Origin of the sequence: Streptomyces sp. NPDC051214 (assembly GCF_040682375.1) — a bacterium.
Classification (GTDB): domain Bacteria; phylum Actinomycetota; class Actinomycetes; order Streptomycetales; family Streptomycetaceae; genus Streptomyces.
The window spans coordinates 61,352-81,150 of the sequence record NZ_JBFBAT010000022.1 but is presented as its reverse complement, the minus strand read 5'-3'; the positions used below and the strand labels follow the sequence as shown (position 1 = coordinate 81,150).

Annotated in this window: 14 protein-coding genes and 4 pseudogenes; 8 read left to right on the top strand and 10 right to left on the bottom strand. The window is 68.3% G+C overall.

What is annotated here, in order from left to right; all coding sequences use genetic code 11:
- Positions 1-267 precede the first annotated feature (267 nt).
- Positions 268-711 carry a hypothetical protein gene (locus AB0M70_RS39060; protein WP_365828036.1) on the top strand — a complete coding sequence of 148 codons (444 nt, stop codon included), beginning with the start codon at positions 268-270 and terminating at the stop codon, positions 709-711.
- A 5-nt stretch (positions 712-716) separates the two neighbouring features.
- A pseudogene (locus AB0M70_RS39055) lies at positions 717-806 on the top strand (IS5/IS1182 family transposase); the annotation flags it as partial.
- 117 nt (positions 807-923) lie between these two features.
- Here AB0M70_RS39055 and AB0M70_RS39050 read toward each other — a convergent pair.
- A pseudogene (locus AB0M70_RS39050) lies at positions 924-1,145 on the bottom strand (DUF6192 family protein); the annotation flags it as partial.
- Between the two features lie 124 nt (positions 1,146-1,269).
- Between AB0M70_RS39050 and AB0M70_RS39045 the strand changes: the two are divergent.
- Both AB0M70_RS39045 and AB0M70_RS39040 read left to right on the top strand, forming a co-directional pair.
- A complete protein-coding gene (locus AB0M70_RS39045) occupies positions 1,270-2,091 on the top strand; it encodes a protein kinase (RefSeq protein ID WP_365828034.1) in 822 nt (273 codons plus the stop codon).
- A 995-nt stretch (positions 2,092-3,086) separates the two neighbouring features.
- Positions 3,087-6,962: a hypothetical protein gene (locus AB0M70_RS39040; RefSeq protein ID WP_365828032.1), complete on the top strand. Its 3,876-nt coding sequence runs from the start codon at positions 3,087-3,089 to the stop codon at positions 6,960-6,962.
- A gap of 15 nt (positions 6,963-6,977) precedes the next feature.
- Here the strand turns inward: AB0M70_RS39040 and AB0M70_RS39035 are convergent.
- The 4 genes and pseudogenes from AB0M70_RS39035 to AB0M70_RS39020 form a co-directional block, all read right to left on the bottom strand.
- Positions 6,978-7,137 (bottom strand): annotated as a pseudogene (locus AB0M70_RS39035) (IS5/IS1182 family transposase); the annotation flags it as partial.
- A gap of 85 nt (positions 7,138-7,222) precedes the next feature.
- Positions 7,223-8,200 (bottom strand): annotated as a pseudogene (locus AB0M70_RS39030) (IS5 family transposase); the annotation flags it as partial.
- A gap of 13 nt (positions 8,201-8,213) precedes the next feature.
- Complete coding sequence (locus AB0M70_RS39025; RefSeq protein WP_365828030.1) at positions 8,214-8,435, bottom strand: hypothetical protein; 222 nt, start codon at positions 8,433-8,435, stop codon at positions 8,214-8,216.
- A 107-nt stretch (positions 8,436-8,542) separates the two neighbouring features.
- Complete coding sequence (locus tag AB0M70_RS39020; protein ID WP_365828028.1) at positions 8,543-8,887, bottom strand: cytochrome P450; 345 nt, start codon at positions 8,885-8,887, stop codon at positions 8,543-8,545.
- A gap of 245 nt (positions 8,888-9,132) precedes the next feature.
- Here AB0M70_RS39020 and AB0M70_RS39015 point away from each other — a divergent pair, with 245 nt between their 5' ends.
- Positions 9,133-10,818, top strand: coding sequence for an acetolactate synthase large subunit (locus AB0M70_RS39015; RefSeq protein WP_365828026.1), 1,686 nt, complete (start codon positions 9,133-9,135; stop codon positions 10,816-10,818).
- A gap of 194 nt (positions 10,819-11,012) precedes the next feature.
- Here the strand turns inward: AB0M70_RS39015 and AB0M70_RS39010 are convergent, their stop codons facing one another.
- The 3 genes from AB0M70_RS39010 to AB0M70_RS39000 form a co-directional block, all read right to left on the bottom strand.
- Positions 11,013-12,527: an FMN-binding glutamate synthase family protein gene (locus AB0M70_RS39010; protein ID WP_365828024.1), complete on the bottom strand. Its 1,515-nt coding sequence runs from the start codon at positions 12,525-12,527 to the stop codon at positions 11,013-11,015.
- 32 nt (positions 12,528-12,559) lie between these two features.
- Positions 12,560-13,054 (bottom strand): hypothetical protein, encoded by a 495-nt coding sequence (locus AB0M70_RS39005; RefSeq protein WP_365828022.1) that lies wholly within the window; start codon positions 13,052-13,054, stop codon positions 12,560-12,562.
- A gap of 237 nt (positions 13,055-13,291) precedes the next feature.
- Complete coding sequence (locus tag AB0M70_RS39000; protein WP_365828020.1) at positions 13,292-14,050, bottom strand: hypothetical protein; 759 nt, start codon at positions 14,048-14,050, stop codon at positions 13,292-13,294.
- 585 nt (positions 14,051-14,635) lie between these two features.
- Between AB0M70_RS39000 and AB0M70_RS38995 the strand changes: the two genes are divergently transcribed.
- Positions 14,636-14,776, top strand: coding sequence for a hypothetical protein (locus AB0M70_RS38995; protein WP_365828018.1), 141 nt, complete (start codon positions 14,636-14,638; stop codon positions 14,774-14,776).
- A gap of 377 nt (positions 14,777-15,153) precedes the next feature.
- Here AB0M70_RS38995 and AB0M70_RS38990 read toward each other — a convergent pair whose 3' ends face one another.
- Positions 15,154-15,678, bottom strand: coding sequence for a hypothetical protein (locus tag AB0M70_RS38990; RefSeq protein ID WP_365828016.1), 525 nt, complete (start codon positions 15,676-15,678; stop codon positions 15,154-15,156).
- Between the two features lie 709 nt (positions 15,679-16,387).
- Positions 16,388-16,609 (bottom strand): DUF6207 family protein, encoded by a 222-nt coding sequence (locus AB0M70_RS38985; RefSeq protein ID WP_365828014.1) that lies wholly within the window; start codon positions 16,607-16,609, stop codon positions 16,388-16,390.
- A gap of 384 nt (positions 16,610-16,993) precedes the next feature.
- Between AB0M70_RS38985 and AB0M70_RS38980 the strand changes: the two genes are divergently transcribed.
- Positions 16,994-17,677 (top strand): HNH endonuclease family protein, encoded by a 684-nt coding sequence (locus tag AB0M70_RS38980; protein ID WP_365828111.1) that lies wholly within the window; start codon positions 16,994-16,996, stop codon positions 17,675-17,677.
- Between the two features lie 323 nt (positions 17,678-18,000).
- Positions 18,001-19,116 carry a pentapeptide repeat-containing protein gene (locus tag AB0M70_RS38975; protein WP_365828012.1) on the top strand — a complete coding sequence of 372 codons (1,116 nt, stop codon included), beginning with the start codon at positions 18,001-18,003 and terminating at the stop codon, positions 19,114-19,116.
- Positions 19,117-19,799: the final 683 nt, after the last annotated feature.

Genomic DNA, 19,799 nt, shown 5'->3' with positions numbered 1-19,799 from the left:
ACCCTCCGTGGCCCTGGCACTGAAAGTGATCCAGAACCACTTTTCAACCGTCGCCGACACGCCCGAGCCTTTATGGCCAGGCATCAGCTTCACCTGTATCCAGACGCCCATCGCTAGTGACCACAGCCCCGTGTAGCGCCTCTTGCTCAGAGTTGTCCGTGGCCGCCGTGGCAGGAGTGGTCCGCGGATGCTCGAGCCCTCACACAGCGACGAACCTGGTGTTGAGAGACTCCAGTTATGGGATCTTGGGGAACTTTGGGGCCAGCGTTGTTGTCTCTGGCAGGTGTAGCGCTCGGCGCGGGCGGATCGCTGTTTGGCCAGTACCTCGTCTCGCGAGCGAGCACTCGGCAGCTCGAAGTGCAGGAGTTGGCCGCGCACCGGGCGGAGCTCAAGAACGCGGCCCTGAAGTTCCTGGGCCTTGCGTCGCAGGTGGAGAAGGCGGCGCTCGCTCGCTCGGGCAGGGGCAGTATCGCGGCCGATGCCGAGCTCGACCAGCTCGTCGATGATCTGTGGCTCGCGCATGCGGAGATCGACTTGGCGGCCAGGAACGAGCCCCTGCGAGGCGCTGCCTACCGTTATGCGGCCCGCCTCGCGGAGGCAGCCAGAGAAGGGATACCCGAGGGGTCCACACTACGCGGGCCGCAGGCGCAGTTTTTCGATGCGGCGTATGACGACATGTGGCCTGGCCATCGGCGGCCGGTGGATCCGTAACCCTTCGGACAGCCGTCGGCAACACCACGGCGATCGCAGACGGAGGCTACCGGGGTACCGGCCTGATCATCCCGCATCGTCGCGAGCGCGGTCAGAACCCGTCTTGAAACCCTCCGTTGCGCAGTGGACTGGGCTGGAATGATCGCTGGATGGGTGTCCACGGCGGTGAGGATCCATTCGCACGTGGCCCGCACGCGGTCGACGTTGCGGTGCACCGTGTCGCGTTCATCGTCGGAGAAGGGCCGCTCGCGCAGCGACGGCACGATCCGCCCCGTGGCCGCGACGTACCGCTGGCAGGCCCCGACCAGATCCAGGAACTCCAGTGCGTGGTTGATCCGCCGCACGGTCGGTTCGAACGGTTCCTCCGCCCCGGTGAGCTGCTGTTCGTGGGCCTCGCGCAGCTGGCGCGACTGCTCGACTTGCGAAGCCCTCATCAGCTCCTCAGTTCGCAGGGGCGGTAACGGCGGGGATGACGACGACGATGACGACAACGAAGATGAGTGCTCGCCCGGGTTTCCGGGAAGTGAGTGCACTCCCCGGAACTAGAAGGAAACCGGTATGCACCCTCGCCTTCCCAGCGCCGATTTCCTCGACCTCATCCGCCCCTCCACGGGCGAGATCTTCGATGCGCAGCCCGCAGCGCGGGGGTTCAGCTCCGACGTCCTGACGCTGATCGACAGCGACCTGGGACGCTTCTTCGTCAAGGGCATCAAGAACCGGGCCGGAGGGCGACGTGACTCCCTCCTGCGAGAGCGGATCATCAACCCATCCGTGCACCCGCTCTCCCCCCGCCTGTGCTGGCATGCACAAAACGATCAGTGGATCGCTCTCGGCTTCGAGCAGCTAAACGGCCGTCCGAGCAACTTTGCACCCAACTCCCCGGATCTACCGGCCATCATGCAGCTCGTCAACAGGATCGGGGAGATCCCTCTGCCGGCAGCAGCCGAGCTCTGGCCAGAGACCCGATGGGACCGCTTCGCATCCGACCCTCACGAGGCCGCACTCTTTAAGGGTGACAGCCTCATCCACGGAGACATCAACCCCGGCAACCTCCTGATCGGGGACACCGGTTCATGGGTCGTCGACTGGGCCTGGCCCACCAGAGGCAGCGCTCTCATCGATCCCGCGCTGCTCGCCCTGCAACTCATCGCTGCAGGCCACAGCCCGCAGGACGCGGAGACATGGACATCCCAATGCACCGCCTGGACGCACTCCGACCCTGCGGCCATCGACGCATTCGCCCGGGCCAACCTGCGGATGTACCGCAAACGGGCCAAGCGCTACCCCGACCAGACGTGGCTGGCCGCCATGGAGACAACTGCCCGAGCCTGGACCGACTACAGGCAGGCGTCCTCACCATCAGCCCGCGCAAACACCTGACGCACGACCAACGACGCGCAGTGCCCTTCGGCCCTCCCGCTCCGCGGGGCCACCTCCGCGGACGCAGCGCAGGGCACACTGGCCGAGGCCGACGCGCCAGACCACGCTGCGGGGACCACGCGACGTTGTCAGGCTGCACAACAGACAGGATCGGCCGGTCAATCAGGTCGCGCTCCCGTGACGCGAAGACACACGACGCTCACCGACGCCATGCCACCGCACAACAGGTGCGCTCACGGCGGCGATGCCGGAGGGCAACGCCACGGCTCCACAGCGGCAGCGACGACGTGCGCTTTCACAACGCAGCGCAACAAGGTGCGGGAAGAAGGCTTACTGACTCAGCGGCGTCGCCGGGCCCTCGTCACGAGCAACACAGTCAGTGAGCCGACAACAATTCCGATGCCTGCGGCGATCAGCGCAACGGTGAGAGTGCTCATATCGGGGCCTTCTCTTTCGATTCCGCTACTTGCGGAACTGGTTCAGGGTCGATGTCACAGCTCCGCCGGTCACGCCGGCGGATCCGCCCCCGGCTGCTCCGTGAAGGGCAGGTCTTCCGCTGGTCTGTGGCTCCAACCACGGCTTGGGGAAACGCCGCGGGCCGGCCGCGTTGCCGCAAGCCGTGGATGACCGAGAAGGCGCGGTCGCACGGCTGGTCTACCAGCGGAGCGATGGAATTCGGATGAGAGGAATCCGCACCGCCGTGCTGGTTCATGCGCCGCCTGAGCAGAGAACCAGTAGAACTGGCTGTCGACCAAGACAAGCCGTTCTCGAAGACCAGAGGCTCCACTGTCCGGACCGTCTGCCTTCACCCGTGCCGCTCAAGTGGCCGAAGACCCCTTCGCGCCAAGGCATCTCGGCGAACTCACTCAGCTTGCACCCTTTGAAATACCGTCAATACGTTCGAAATTCCCCTTCTTGACGGAAAATGCCGCACTGGTGTTGAGTCACAGCAAAGAGCAGAAAGTCGGAACTCATGCCGCCGAGGTGACGCGACCATGCCCATCCCCGACTCCTACCTCGACGCCCCGGCGCTGAACGGAACCCCGGAAGCGGCCTACGCCAGCCATGAGGAACGTGCTCTGGGGATCGCTCGCCACTACGCCTACACGCATCCTCTCGGCGAGTTCGACGACCCGGGCGGCAGGAAGTTCAGCGAGGACGCCGCCACCGCGCTCATCGCGCACCTCCACGCCGCGGCTGCGGACCCGGCGTTTGCCGCCCCCGGAGCCGAGGCCAGTCGCACCCTCATCCCCAAGGTGCTGCATCACTGGAATGCCGGAGACGGCGAGGTCGGCACGAAACGCGATTACGACATCGCGCTCAAGGGTCTGATGACGGCCGTCTGCCGCTACCCCGGCCTGTTCGGTCCCGAGGACCACGACTTCATCCTCGACACGCTGATCCCCTACCATATGACGAGCGGCCACCGCCCGTCGATCGAGTACTACGAGGTGACGTTCCTCAACATCGACGTCCCCGAGACCGAGAACCACCTGCTCATGATCGAGAGCTGTCGGTACCTCAACAACCAGCTCTTGCACGACAGGAATCCCTACCCTGCGTACGACAACGTAAAGAACGGGCTGCGCGACTGGCTCCTGGGATATCTGCAGCGCGTCGCCAAGCACGACTTCCTGGAATTCAATTCCAGGCCCTACGCCCGTCTCGCACTGCACTCGTTGTTCAACCTGTACGAGTTCGCGCGAGACGCACAGATTCGCACAGCCGCGCAGGTGTTGCTCGACTACACCATGGTCAAATACGCGGTCTCCAGCAACCGAGGGCGCCGCGTGAGCCCCTTCCGGCGTGTGCAGCACCGGATCAATCACGCCGCCAACGAGCGCAACGACCTGTTCGCCGCCTCCGGCGACCAGGTGACGGGGATGTTCGCCGCTTATACCGGGTACGTCGACACCGCCGGAAACCCCGCCCGCTTCCCCGCCTCGCTCACCGACACCGCGCTGATCGCGGCGACGAGTTCCTACCGTCCGCCGGCCGCGGCCTACCTCATCGCGATGGACCGCACGACGCCGCCCTCGTTGCACCGCTTCTTCCACGGCAGCCGTCCTCGCCTCACCACCTCACCCGACGACGCCGACGGCGGCCTGGAGATCTACTACCGCTCGCCGTCCTTCCTGCTGACGGCCGGAGGAAATTTCCTCAACAGCGGCTACGGACGCGATGAGTTCAACATCGGCGTCAACAGCTGGGAGCAGACCGCCAGAGCCCAGGCCAGCACGCTCATCCCGACCGGCGCCGACGTTGCCTACGCCGACCTGCTCAGGTTCGAGTCCTGGCCGGATCCGCAGCTCGACCCGTATGTCGTCAATCGATACGACCCCGACGAGGACCCGTACGCCGAGAAGATGTCCGCGGTCAATATCGGGGTCCACCGCGGCATCATGGCGGGCGCGAACCTGCGTCCGGCGGAGAAGCGGATCATCGGGCAGACCAGCTCCCACGGGCCGGCGGTGTGCACGCACAAGGACCGTCTGTACGTGGCGTGGAAGGGCTCGGGCAACGAGAACATCAACGTCTCGAGGGCGCAGATCACCACGCTGATGGGCATCGACGGCGTCGAAGGACTCCAGGACATCGTCACCCACGCGTTCACGACCGAGGCCGCTCCGGCCATCGCGTCCCAGGACGACCTGCTCTACCTGGCGTGGAAGGGCGCCGGGAACAATCAGCTCAACCTCGCCGTCTCCGCCGACGACGGGCGCACCTTCTCCTCCGCCACCACGCTCGGCGACAGCTCCGGCATGGCGCCCGCCCTGGCCTCCCACAACGGCCGCGTGTACCTCGCCTGGACGGGCGAGGGCGAACAGCAACTGAACGTGGCCCGGGTCGTGCTGATCGGCAGCACCGCGGGTAGGTACGACATCGAGGGCATCGAGCGGAAGGCCGTCCTCGGCGACACCAGCGACGGCGCACCCGCGCTCGTCTCCTGCCTGGGGCGGCTCTTCCTCGGCTGGCGCGGATCCGGCAACGAGGACCTCAACCTCGCTTTCTCGGATGACGACGGTCTGACGTTCCACGGCAAGCACATTTTCGGCGAGTACAGCGACCGCGGCCCGGCCCTCACCACCCACGACGACCTGCTCTACCTCGGCTGGCGCGGATCGGGGAACGAGGACCTGAACGTCGCCCGCGTCGTCCTGTACGGCAGCACCGCCGGCGACTTCGGCATCGACGGGCTCACGTCCAAGGTCATCCTTCCGGACATCAGCACCGAACCGCCCGCCCTCGGCTCCGCGGCTGGTCTGCTCCATCTTGCGTGGAAGGGCGAGGGCGCCGACCTGCTCAACCTGCGGATCTCGCGTGACGGCTCCTTCGTCGCCCCCGGCCCGTGGATCTTCACCGATCTGTCCCACCTCGGCATCCACCTGGCCGTCTACCGTCGTCCTGCCGCGCCGCTCCCGCCACCGCCCCTGCCCGACCAGCCTCGCCTGCCCCCCATCGACAATCTGGGGTTCGTCTACGCCGCCGAGGCCTCGGCCCGTACCTTCGACGACTTCCGCAACCGGATCGTGCTGGCCAACAACCACCTGCCGAGCGTTCTGGCGCACGGCTCGACCCACGTGTTCCATGCCCCGGACGGCACCAGCTTCCGCATCTGGTTCAGCCACCAGGACAGCAAGTACCGCGCCCGCATCGAAGACGAACGCGGCGACGTCCCGGACTTGGACACCCTGCCCCTGGTCAGCGGCGAGTTCCTGCGCTCGGACGGCCATACGGGCATGCTGGAGATCCACACCCCGGGCTGTGACGCCCCCCTCGTCCTCGACTACCGGAACCCGCTCGACCCCAAGCGGACCGGCAAACCGGCCTGTTCCGCCTGGTACGACCGGCTGTGGCCCGCTTATACGGACCTGGCCAGCGACCGCCTCCGCATGGGGCAGACCGCCGCCGCCCTGTCCCTCACCCACGAGATCCTGGACCAATTCCGGCAGGCTCGTTTCGACACCCCCGAACTGGACAGCGCCGGGCTCATCGCCGCCGCCGGAAGATTCCACGACATCGCCCGCGCCGCCCACCCCGCCGACATCCCGCTCCAACTGGCCGCAGCCCAGAACGCCTGGCAGCTCTACCAGTTCCTGGCCGCGGAACAGCCCCCCGCACCCGACCTCGCCTCCCGCATCGCCGGCCTGCCGGGCTACCTGGCCTTCGGAGCCGCCGACAGCGCCGACGCCGTCGCGGCAGGGGCCAGAGCCCGGGACCTGTACGCCCGCCTTCCCGGCGACCACCGCCTTGACATCGCCGCCGTCTGGACCGACGAGGCACTCATCCACCACTCGGCGGCCTTCCGTCCGGGCCACCCTGACCCACCCGCCGAACTCGCCCGCCAGCGCGAGGCCGCCGCCGAAGCCCTCGCACTCCTCGGCCCTCTGGTCCAGGCCGCGCCAGCACAATCGGACCTGAGGCGCATGGCTCCCCTCCTGTCCCGCCTGATCGGGGTGGCCTCCTTCGGCTCACCGGATTCCGGCCCCAGCGTCCACGCCGCCGACCTGCTCCGCCGTGTCCACGCCGCCCTGCCAGGCGATCACGGTCTCGACCTCGCCGAGGCCCTCACCAGCCTGTCCCAGCGCCACCACGAGACCTCGGTCGTCCCCGGCGCTCCCGATCCGGCCGCGGAACGCACCCGCCAACGAGATGCCGCGGCCGAAGCCACCGCGCTGATCCTCGGCCTCGCCGACACCCTCCGCAGCGGCCCTCCTGCAGACCGCACCCGCGCCGTCGCCCTCCTTGACCGCCTCATCGGCCTCCTCCTCTTCGGGGCCCCCGCCCCTCCCGACCCCCGCACCCTCGAACTGCAAGCCCTCGCCGACTCGGCCACCAGCCTCCGCGACACCCTCCGCGCCACCACCTGATGCCCGGACGGCTGGCTAGGACCTGTCTGCCAAATGATCATGGCTGGGTTCGCGGAGCCAGAGGATGAGTGACGCGAGGTGGAGGCCGGCCCGGTAGCGGACGGCCAGTGTGTCGAGAGACAAGCTGGAACTCACCGGCGATGCCATGACACTGGAAGCGTTCGACGACCGCCCGTCGTCCGTCATCGTGGCAGAGTCGGCCCCAAGCACTCGTTCACGGCGGGGCTTTGCGGGTCAGCTGGAGCAGGAGAGCACCACGAGGCTGTACGTCTGCTAGATGCCCAGGTAGTGCACCGGGGAGCGGTACCAGGAGTGGCCGTTCGTCAACGAGGAGTCGTTGCACGGGCGGCTGCGAGGTCGCTGCGGGATGCGGTGCCGGATCACCGGCGATTCTTCGCCTAGCTCAAGTGCGGGCCTTTGCGGGTCAGGCGTCGGGTCATGAGGGTGATGAACGCCCAGTTCAGGTGGGCTTCGGCATGTTGGGGAAGTCGCTCGTAGTCCCGCGCGTTGCGGCGGGCGTTCATGATCCAGCCGATTGAGCGTTCGGCTTTCCAGCGCCGGGGCAAGACGACGAAGCCGCAGGTGCCCTTGGGCCGCAGCACGGGCCGCAGGGACATCCACAGGTGGTCCGCGGTCCAGGCGGGCAGTAGGTCCCGGGCGTAGGCGGAATCCGCCCAGACCTGGGTGAGGTGCGGATGAGTGAGCCGCAGGCGCCAGAGCAGGTGGCGGGCGATGATCTCGTCGCGGACGTCGCCCGCCGTCACCGTGATCATCACGGGCAGGCCCAGGGTGTCGACCACGATGTGTCTCTTGCGGCCATTGATTTTCTTACCCGCGTCGTAGCCGCGGCTGTCCCGGCCGACGGTGGAAGCCGCCTTCACGGACTGGGAGTCGACGATCAGCGTCACCGGGAAGGGGCAGCGGCCCTTGCTGATGCGGATGTGGCACCGCAGTTGGTCGCGGATGAAGGTGACCACTCCGGCCCTGTTCCATCGCGCGAAGAAGCCGTAGACGGTCTGCCAGGGCGGGAAGTCCGCGGGCAGGGACCTCCATTTCGCCCCGTTGTCGACGAGGTAGCGGATGGCGTCGACGATCTGCCGGCGGGGCCACTTCTGGGGGTGCCCGCCGGTCTTGGTCTGGCATGCCTCGACGGGCAGCAGCGGTTCGAGCAGGGCCCATTCGGCGACGGTGGTGTCGGAGGGATAGCGGCGGGGCCGGTGGCGGACAGCGGTCGGCATAGCAGGACCCGGGTCAAGACCGGGAAGGCTTCGCGTGCGGCAGGACCGTATAAATCCCCCAGTGATCGTTCAACCAGGCGCCTAGCCAGACGAGGAAGCCGATGAACGCGGCGCCTGTGATGACCGCCCCTACGGCGAGCGCGGCGAACTGCAGCTTCCCGCGCCGCTCCAGCAGACGCTCATGCTCGTCGTCGCTCAGCCCGTGCGGCACAGACGCCCTTAACGTCGAACGCACGTCCGCATGATGCCCGCGCAACTCGGCGAGCTTGCCGCTCAGCTCTGCCCGCGCACCATCTCCAACCGCCCGGCCTCCTCAGCCAGTTGGCGTTCCCGCACGACGCTTCAGTGGACCACAGCGCACTGACAGTGCAGCCACACTTCGCCCGCGGCCTCCAGACAGGCGAAGTGCCCGGCCAGGGCCGCGACCAGGGCGCGCAGGCCCGCCCGGGCGACCGTCGTCCCGATGCAGGAGTGCGGCCCCCGCCCGTAGCCGAGGTGACGGTTCGGGGAGCGGTCGAGCACCAGGTCGTCCGGCCACTCGAAGGCGGCCGGGTCGCGGTGGGCCGCCGCGAACAAGGCGACGGCCCTCTGCCCCGCCTCGATGTCGATGCCGCCGATCCGGCAGGCCCGCACGGCGATGCGCGTGGTGCCCTGCACAGGCCCGTCGAATTGACGTTCCTGCAACACCCTGAAGTCGTATCGGTGGATGGCCAGATGGTGGCCTGAGCGGCACCGATGCTCTGCAATGGCGTCCAGCACCCGCCAGACCCTGGCTGCGGTTTGGGACGTCGAGGAACGCTGGGCGGCGATCAAGAATCCGAGGGTCTGGCTCGTAAGACCCGGTCCGCAGGCGTCTGAGCGGTGGGCCGGGGTAGACGACTGACCGGTCCGCCCATCGGCGCGGACGAAACCCGGGAGAGGACACGATCAGCGTGAGCGACGCCGAGTACCGGAAGCAGACCCCCGACGGAGCGGCCGAACTCCTGGTGCGCTGCCTGGAGAACGAGGGCGTCGAGGTGGTGTTCGGCGTGCCCGGCGAGGAGAACATCCGTTTCACCAACGCCCTCGCCCGCTCGGAGAAGATCCGCTACGTCCTTGTCCGGCACGAGCAGGCCGCGTCCTTCATGGCGGAGATGCACGGCCGGCTCACCGGCTCGGCGGGGGTGATGTCCGCGACGCTGGGGCCCGGCGCGATCAACCTGATGCTGGGCGTCGCCGACGCGATGACGAACAGCACGCCCGTCGTCGCGATCTCCGCGCAGGTTGGCAAGGAGCGCAACTACAAGGAGTCCCACCAGTTCGTGGACCTGGTGAGCATGTTCGCGCCGGTCACGAAGTGGTCGGCGGACGTCCCGGCCACCCAGGCCATCCCGGAGATGGTGCGGCGTGCGTTCAAGACCGCGGAGTCCGAGCGGCCGGGCGCCGTCTACCTCGCCGTGCCCGAGGATGTCGACGAGGCGACGGACGGCTGGGACCTGCGCCCGCTGCGCAGGGACGTCGTGCAGCCTGAGGCTCCGTCCCCGAGGCAGATCGAGCGGGCGGTGGAGCTGCTGCGGGAGGCCCGCCGGCCGGTGATCCTCGCTGGACACGGCGCGGCGCGCGGCGGCGCCGAGGAGTCGCTGTCGGCGTTCGCTACCGCACTGGACGTGTCGACGGCGACCACCTTCCACGGCAAGGGCGCCTTGCCCGACGACCACCCGTGCGCGACCGGCACGTTCGGGTTCATGCGGCGCGACTACACCAACTTCGGGTTCGAGGAGGCCGACGTCGTCATCGCCGTCGGCTACGAGTTGCAGGAGTTCGACCCGTCCCGGATCAACCCGGATGGTGACAAGAAGATCATCCACATTCACCGCTTCCCGGCGGAGGTGGACGACAGCTACTCGGTCGATGTCGGCATCATCGGCGACATCTCCGCCTCTCTCGATGCCCTGGCCACCGCACTCGACGGCCTGCGGTGGACCATCGACGACAAGGACACCGCGGCCACGCGCGCGCTGCTGGCCAAGGAACTCGAGCAGGGCGCCGCCAACGAGCGCTACCCGCTCGCCCCGCAGCGCGTGATCGCCGACACCCGCGCCGCGCTCGGTCGCGAGGACATCGTGCTGGTCGACACCGGCGCGCTGAAGATGTGGATGGCCCGGCTCTACCCGACGTACGCGCCGAACACCTGCCTCATCTCCAACGGCTTGTCCACCATGGGCTTTGCGCTGCCCGGCGCGCTCGCGGTCCAGCTCGCCAGGCCGCAGACGAAGGTGCTGGCGGCGGTCGGCGACGGCTCGTTCCTCATGCACTCCCAGGAGATCGAGACGGCTGTCCGCGAGAACATCCCGCTGACCGTGCTGATCTGGCAGGACAACGGCTACGGGCTCATCAAGTGGAAGATGGACCTGGAGGTCGGGGAGAACTCCAACACCGACTTCACCAACCCGGACATCGTCCAGTACGCCCGCAGCTTCGGCGCGAAGGGCTACCACATCGCCTCCGCCAAGGACCTGCTGCCGACGCTCCGTGAGGCACTGGCGGACCCGGGCGTGTCGATCATCAACTGCCCGGTGGACTACGCCGAGAACATGAACCTCATCGAGCACCTCGGGCACCTCGACTCGGCGCTCTGACCCGCCCGCGCGGCGCGGCCCGACTCCCCTACGGGCCGCGCCGGCCGGGCCGCTGTGACGCCTCGCGCGCAGCGTCCCGCCCCGAGGGCCGCCCCGAGGGCCGCCCCGGACAGGACGGCGCACACGCCTGACGCCGCGTGCTGATCAGGCCGCAGTCGTATCTGCGCATACCCGACGAGGGGGCAAGGACGTGCTCAGGCAGTGAGCAGCTCGGTGATCTCATCGGCGAGCTTGGGGCCCAGCGAGCCCCAGCCGTCCTTGTAGCCGTAAACGCTCGCCAGGGTGCGGGCGTCGTAGTCGCCGTTGAGGATGTCGATGTCGGTGGGGGTGATGAGCGAGGGATGGGCGACGCCGACGGCACCTGAGACCCTCAGCAACTCCTTGCGCAGGGTGCGCAGGTAGCCCGCGGCCCGCATCGCCTTCGAGGGTGCGTCGATGCCGCGCGTCAGCCACGGGTTCTGGGTGGCTATGCCGGTGGGGCATGCGTCGGTGTGGCACTTCTGCGCCTGGATGCAGCCGATGGACAGCATCGCCTCACGGCCCACGTTGACCATGTCGACGCCGAGGGCGAACGCGACGACGGCGTTCTCGGGCAGGCCGAGCTTGCCGGAGCCGATGAAGGTGATGTCGTCGGTCAGCCCGCGCTCGGCGAACACGCTGTAGACGCGGGCAAAGCCCATGCGGAACGGCAGCGACACCGAGTCGGCGAAGATCAGGGGAGCAGCCCCGGTGCCGCCCTCGCCGCCGTCGACGGTCACGAAGTCGACCCCTCGATCACCTCGCTCCATCAGGGTGGCGAGTTCCTCCCAAAAGCCCATCTCCCCGATGGCGCTCTTGATTCCGACGGGCAATCCGGTCTCCGTGGCGAGCAGTTCCACGAAGTCAAGCAGCGAGTCCACGTCGTGAAACGCGGTGTGCCGCGACGGCGACGCGCAGTCCTTGCCCGCGGGGATGTCGCGGATCTGGGCGATCTCGTCGGTCACCTTCGCGCCCGGCAGCAAGCCGCCGAGCCCCGGCTTCGCACCCTGCGAGAGCTTGATCTCGATCGCCTTGACGGGCCCGCTGGCGACCACGGACTTGAGGTGGTCGAGGTTGAACGTCCCGTCCTGATCGCGGCAGCCGAAGTACGACGTACCGATCTGGAAGACGAGTTCCCCACCGTTGAGGTGGTAAGGCGACAGGCCGCCCTCGCCGGTGTTGTGCATCGTCCCGGCCAGCGCCGCACCCTTGTTGAGTGCCGTGACGGCCGCGCCGGACAGCGAGCCGAAGCTCATCGCCGAGATGTTGACGACACTCGCCGGACGGAACGCCTTCGCGCGGCCTCGTGGTCCGCCGAGCACCTTTGCCGAGGGCAACGGCGCCTGCGCGTCGCGCAGATCGGGCAGCCGGCCGGCGAACGTGCGCTGCTTCACGTACGCGTGACCCTGCACGTGCTCGACGTCGTTGTCGGTGCCGAACCCGAAGTAGTTGTTCTCCTCCTTCGCCGACGCGTAGATCCAGCTGCGCTGGTCACGGCTGAAGGGCCGTTCCTCGTCGTTGGACGTCACAATGTACTGCCGCAGCTCGGGCCCGATCTTCTCCAGCACGTACCTGGCGTGCCCCAGCACGGGGAAGTTCCTCAGCAGTGCGTGCTTCTTCTGCACGAGGTCGCGGGCGGCCACCAGCGCCAACGCCGTGGCGGCTGACGCGCCTATGTTCCGAGCACGCATGAAAGACGTTCCTCTCCTCGACTGGCCGAACCTCACCACGACCGGCTACCCCACGTCGGCGAAATGCCACGGGAGGGCGGCGAAGGCTCTCCTCTTGCGGCACGGTCGGGGAAGCGGCCGCAGGAGCTGAGGCCGAGGCCGGAGACCTTCTTGAGGGTGGCGTCCCAGCAGACCGCCAGTTGGCAGTCGTCCTTACCGGCGATCACGGAGAAGCTCCGCTTGTCGATGGTTTCGCTCAAGTCGACTTCCCAACGGTGTCGGGAGGGGGCCCTGATCCAGATCGAGTTGACGTCCCCCACGCCAAGGGCGGGCCGGACACCACCCGTCGTACAGGTGGTGCCCTTGAGTCGCAGCGCCTCGTTGTACCGATAGCCCAGCCGGAAAAGATCCCCGTGGTAGCCGGCGATGAGGACCGGACCCTTGGCTCCGACGCCGAAGCGGGCTGTGGTGCAGCCATGCCGATAACCGGGAGCGCCGATGGCGCGGTATGACCCTTCGACTACATCGACGGTGTGGGGGTTCCACATCAACGCGGTCCACCATGGACGGTGCCAGTTTTGCCGCCATGGGCCGTGCCGTGCGGATGGCCGGCGCTGACGCGCACGGAAGCACTCAGGCCGCATTCTTCGGACAGGTCTTGGATAAGCGAGGCGGCTTCGCTCTCCCAGCGGTCGCGGCCGGTTCCGCTTTCGTCGAATGAACTCTTGCAGGGCGAGGATGTCAGGAGCTGTCAGCGACGCCTGAATTGTGGAGCATCGACGAGGTCAGGCGCTGGGAAGTTGCGGGGCTCCGCCGGGGGTGGCGCCGTTGCCTGATCCCGGTGGCAGTGCGGGCAGCTGATCGGGCGGCGGGAGTTGCGCGGGCGGCAGCGGATCGAGGCCCTTCTCTGCCCGCAGGTACTCGGCTTCGGCCCGCTTCATCTCGGCCTGGGCCCGGAGGACTGCGGCCTCTCCTTCCTTCTGGGCACGGATGACGTCGGCCTCCCCAAAGGAGGCTGCTCCCTTGCCCTGCCCCGTGTCTCGTGCCCTGGCTCCCCATGCCCGGAGGATCCGCGGGACTGCTGCGAGTCCCAGGGCGATCAGTGTCGGTGCGCTGACCGCTACGGCCGCGATCGCAGGGGCGTCCCCGGGGCCAAGGCCAACGCCGCTGTCGTAGGTCCAGAGCAGATGGTAGAGCCCGAAGCTCAGGAACCCGAAGAGGGTGAGAACCAGATAGGCCTCGCGATCGCGATGCCTCGGCGCGGGCGGCCGGTACGCAGGCTCTTGGTCGGGCTCCTCATCTCCGGTCCTGCCTGTGTGCTTGGTAGGGAGAACGAGGTGCACGAACTCGCGCTCCAGGACGAAGCTGGCACCGACGGCGAGCCATGTGATGATCAACGATTTCCACGTGATCACCCCGGAGAGGTAGAAGGCAGCCAGACCCTGAACCGTCACGAAAGAGATCGCGAACATCCGGATGGCACTGAGCGTCCGGATGATGCGGGACGCCCGGTACTCGTACTCGATATCGCGCAGTGCGTGCATGGCCCTAGGGTGGCGGAGAAAGATTGTGTCCGGCAGGCATGTGGCAGAACTGGCCCCGCCCGTTCGCCGGGTAGGGCCAGGAAAGACAGCGGGCTCCAGGCCGTGCACCCCTGCGCCGCACTCCCTGCGGGCGCAACAGCGGACTTGCGCGACCGACGCGGCACGTGCGGTTGGTTCTTTGGCAGGCCCACAGGGCAGCCCGAACCACGGCTCCAGCCGACCTCAGGACGCCGCTGCCGCGGTCCCCGCCATCTCCTGCTCTTCCTTGCTGGGCTTGGTGACCAAGCCCAGCTCCATGGCCCTCGTCGAAACCGTCATGCAGCCGGTACCAGGCCGCCAGCGCCACCGGAAGCTCCAGCCCGAGGGCCGCCTGCGCCGCCGCGATATCAGCTTCACCCGCCGGCGGCCGCAGCAGCGCGGCGGAGGCGGGTGCATGCACCCGAAGCCACGTCCCGATCCGGCCCCAGGCCGCAGCAGCCCTCTGTACCTCGTCGGTCATGCCGGCCACCGTACCGGTCGCCGCAAAGGGAACGCGGTGGCGATAACCGTGGCACGCTCTCCCTAGATGAGGGCGCCGCGGCGTGCATGCACGTGCGCTCGAACCACTCCGCCGAAGACGACGCGGACATCAAAACTTTCTGCGCCCGGCAGGGAATCGATACCCAGGTCGTCGAAGCGGCCCCGGCGGCGACGATGACGGAATCCTCCCAGGGCGCCGACAGCTGAAGCTGGCCGGTTACCAGCACGCCGTTGGTCATCTCGACGACGTCCTCAAGATCCCGGCTGAAGGGTTGGTCCGGGTTCAGTAGTTGTTCGGCCACCACAGGAAGCGGCGACTGCTGGTCGTTCCTCCGCTCCCGGAGATCGTCGGACTTCCCGTACGGACCGCGAGTGGCGCAGGCTTCCTACCGGTTGGGGTCAGCGAGGGCGACCCGGACCGTCCACGTCTGTCATGCCCTCGTGAGCGGGGGCCGGCAGCTGGTGGGGCGTGGTGCACCTCCAGCCCCATGGCAGCGAGATCCGCCCGCCTTCGGATCCGCTGTGGGCGACAGCTCGGTCATGGTGCCCGTTCGCACACGCTGGCGGCGCGGGCGCGCGGGCCTCTATGCCATCAGGTCCAGGACGGCCCACACCTGGCGTCCCTCGGCGGTCATCTCGGTACTGCAGGACACCGCGCCCATCTCCAGCATGCGCGGCAGTACGTCTTTTGCGGCGGGAGTATCTGTGGGCCGGTGGCTGAGGGCCAGGATGAGCACCTGCTGGTTCTGCTCGGCCACGTGCACGCTGACATGGCGGCCGCCGTCGGCGACGACGATGGCGACCATGTGCCGCAGCAGACTTTCGAGGTGGTCCGGTACGCGGAGCCCCCACTTGGTGAGCCTTGCGCTGACCTCCTTGAACGCTGTGGCGCCCGCCCACGGCTGGGACTCAAGATTCCATGCGGCACCTTGCCGGTTCTTCATCACCGGGCGGCCGGTGCGCGATCCGCGCTGCGGGAGCGGGAAGGACGCCGGGTCGATCCGGCCCTGAGGCGGCGGAGGCGACGGCGGTTTCTTCGGCGGCGGGGGCGTCTTGGGCGGGTAATCGGGGCGCGGCTTGGTGGCCTCTGGCTCAGTGTGCGGTTCCATGAGGGCCTCCCGGCGCGGCGTGCGTCCATCGTAGAGACTGCCCCTCGCCCCAGGCCGGTGAACAACCAATCCCCGGATGCCCGTTGCGGCCGGCCTGCGCGCTATCCCAACCCTGGTGCTGGAGTCCCCTTCCGTCGGGTATCCGTCCTGGTAGCGGGGTGGTCCGGGTGCCCAGGGCGGGTGGTGGTATCACGCGGGTGCGGTCGAGTCGTGACGACAACGAGCAACCTGGCCGCGGCAGCCACCGTCCCCTGGACATGCAAGGCGCGACCCCGCTGAGGGACCTTCGCGTTGCCCGCCCGGCCCGGCGTCCTCACGTTCGCAGCTGCCGTGCCCCCAGTGCACGTACGGCTCCGGTTTCGGGGTGGATCCAACGGACGCCGACGCTGCGCAGCAACGCGGCGCCCTGCGTGCACGGGACCGTTGGGCAGAGCCCACCGCAGAATGCTCCTCCACAGCGTGCGGCGGTCTGCGACCGCAGTGGGCAACTCGGTGCAGGGAGGATCCCAGCGGTTTGCGGGGCAGCCCTCGGGCGGCGCGGCCCCGAGGTGCAGGCACCCCGGGGGGAGCTACTTGTCCCCGTGGTCGATCAAGGACTCCGCTGCGCGGGCGAGGCCTCCCCCACACACCGCCAGTTGCACCCGCCCGGTCTCGCTCTGGGAAAGGCGAACGCACATGGGTCCGGCCGGGATGGACGGACAGCCAGTCACTAGCCCGCCGTCGTTCCGGGAGCGGGCAGCGGCACTGCGTCACCGTACATACGCACACTGATCCCTTCCTGGCCTGGTACCCGGAACGGCTCCGAGGCCCCGGTGAGGTTGTGGCAGGCCACCAGGCGATGCGCCACGGCGAGCGCCGTCTGCTCGTCTGCGGCCTCCACGGTGATGCGGGCCAAGCCGGAATGAACGAGATGCGCAGGAGGACGAGTCATGCCTGCACCGACGCCCCTTGGGGCAGGGGCAGTTCGCCTCCATGCCACGGTTCACCCGTCCGAGAATCGCAGCCGCGGTGCGGCGTCGGCCGGTCGTCCCCAAACCCTGCTGCGAGAGAGGCATGCCCAGCCCGCGCCCACGCCATCGAGAGCAGTCGCCACACCACGAGCAGGACCACGGGGGCTGCCAGCAGGCCGCCGCCCACACGCGACTGAAAGGTTCCAAGCGCCCATACAGCGTCGGGACAGTCACGGCGCAGCGCTGCGGTCTGACTTACCGCTCGTGCGGGTGACACCAGCGCCGTCTACGGCATGGCGGGGGGCACCGGCTCGCTACGAAGATCATGAACAGTTCGTGATCCTTCGAGGAGACTTGTGCCCGTCATCGCCCGCACCGCCGTCCTGCTCACTGCCGCCGCGGCTCTGGTCATCCCTGCCGCCGCCGCCCAGGCCTCCCCCGCCGGCAACCCGGCCCCGGCGCCCCGGGCCGGGGAGACGCTCACCCAGCCGCTGCAGGTGGCCCTCAAAGCCCTGACCATCGCCGATGAGGACCGCTCCGGCTATCAGCGCACCTCGTTCAAGCACTGGGTGGATGCCGACAAGGACGGCTGCACCACGCGGGCCGAGGTCCTCAAGGCCGAAGCACTTGCCGCCCCCGACCAGGGCTCCAAGTGCAAGCTGTCCGGGGGCCGCTGGTATTCGGAGTACGACGACCAGTACGTCGACGGCCCCTCCGGCCTCGACATCGACCACCGGATCCCGCTCGCCGAGGCCTGGGACTCCGGCGCCAACCACTGGAGCACAGCCGAGCGCCAGGCGTACGCCAACGACCTCGGCGATGCGCGGGCCTTGATCGCTGTCACGGCGAGGTCCAACCGCAGCAAGTCCGACCAGGATCCCTCCACCTGGATGCCGCCGGCCGAGGGCAACCGGTGTGAGTACGTGAGCCAGTGGATCGCCGTCAAGACCCGCTGGAAGCTCACCATCGACCCCAGCGAAGAAGCCGCCCTGGCCGAGAACGCCACCCGCTGCCCCAACACACCCATCAAGGTGCAGCTCGCACGATAGCCGCCGTGCTGTCGGGCCCATCCCGCTGCACCTGCTGCCCGCTTTGGGCTGCGTGCCCGTTCGGCGAAGGGCGGTCCTGGCCCCCGCTGAACGGGCGCACCGCGACCGCGTAGCCATGTTCCCGCGGGCATGCCGAGGCCAGGGCTGCGGGCCGTGGGCAGGTTGGCCTCCGGAGTGCTGAGGGAGAGCTGTGGCGTGACGCTGCGGGGGGGGGAACCGGACAGGAGGGCCGGGGAGTCTTTCAGGGGATGACCCCTCGACTTCCTCGCCGCACCACGGAGCGGCGCGGCCTGCGACTGTGGCCGGTGGGCCCGGTCTTGGCCTTGACGTTCGCCATCGCCCTGCTGGCCGCGGGCAGCGTGTTTTTCACCGCCTGGCATCTGTTGGACGTTCATGGTCTCAAGCCGGAGAACCGCATCGACTCCGGTACTCTCTTTGACTTGGTCAAACTCTCCTTCGGTGTCGTGGCCGGTGCCGGTGCGCTCGTTGCCCTGGTCGTTGCCTATCGCCGCCAGCGGGTGGATGAGGACGGGGCATTACGCGAGGCCATGCGCCTGCACACCGAACGCTTCACCACCGCGGTGTCCCAACTCGGTGACGCATCGGCCGCCGTGCGCCTGGGCGGCGTCCACGCGCTGACCGGGCTCGCCGACGACGCCCCCACCCAAGCCCTGCGCCAGACTTGCGTCGACGTTTTGTGCGCCTACCTGCACCTCCCCCACACCCCCGACCCAGGCACCAGCTCCGAACACAGGGACGAACACCACCGCTACCTCGCCCTGCGTACCGTCCGCCATACCATCCTGCGCCTCATCGGCGACCACTACCGACGCCCCGCCGACACATACGGCTCCTGGCAAGGATCCGACCTCGACCTCTGCGGCATCACCCTCGACGGCCCCATGAACTTCCAAGAAGCCGACTTCTCCGGCGGCAGGGTGGACTTCAGCAACGCCACGTTCTCCGAGGGCACGGTGGACTTCAGCAATGCCAGATTCTCCGGCGGCACGGTGGACTTCAGCAACGCCAGTTTCTCCGGCGCCACGGTGACCTTGCGCCGCGCCTCGTTCTCCGGCGGCCTCGTGCACTTCCTCGGCGCTGCGTTCCTTGGCGGCTCGGTGCACTTCGACGACGCCGCGTTCATTGATGGCGCGGTGTTCTTCAGCGGCGCCGCGTTCTGCGGCGCCACAGTGGACTTCGGCGACACCGCGTTCCTCGGCGGCGTAGTGCACTTCGGCAGCGCCACGTTCTCCGGCGGCACCATGGACTTCAGCGACGCCGCGTTCCTCGGCGGCACAGTGGACTTCAGCTACGCCACGTTCTTAGGCGGCACAGTGGACTTCGCACGAGCACAAGGCACCGCTCCTCGGCACCTGGTGCCCCCGGTGGGCACTCCCTTGGCGCCCGGTCTGACCCTCCCAGCATCCTGGCTACCGTGACGCTTCACCTTCCAGGCTCCCTCACCAGCACCGAACACCGCGCCGCCGAGCACAACCGGCACGGACACCAAACTCGGTCGCACCGCCGATCGAGCCCCGATCCCACGGGGGGGCAGGACCGATGTGGACACAGATCTTCAAAGCCCAGCGAACGAAGCACAAGACTGAGGGGCCTTCTGATCGCCCTTGCCTGCACCTCCAAGACACGGCTCGCTGACACACTTTCAATTCCCAGGCACGCACGCCACAGTGAAGCTGAAGTGGACGTCGAGACACCCACAACGCGATCACTCGATGTGCCCCACACCCCCCACCCCCTGGGGTGACATCCCCGGGCCACATGGCCGCCAGAGGCAGCACCACACGACGTCACATGTCTCACGCGAAAGGGCGAGCACCCTCCCTTCCCGTCCCCACCGCAGGCGACCGCCCGGCCACGAGCTTTACGCCGGTGCCGGGCACGTGAGGGCTATGCCACCGACTCGGCCAAGACCCAGGCAACCCGTAGCTGCTGACAGCGTCACCGCTCGCATACCGCCAGGTACCGCGCCGCCGCGTTGCAAGCCCGCACCGCCGCATCCCTGGTCATGGGCGTCTGCCAGGACCCGCCGTGCCAGTGCAACAGCCGCCACCCCGCCCCCGGCGAGAGGCCCAGAGCACACTGCCGCAGGGTTCGGTGCCCG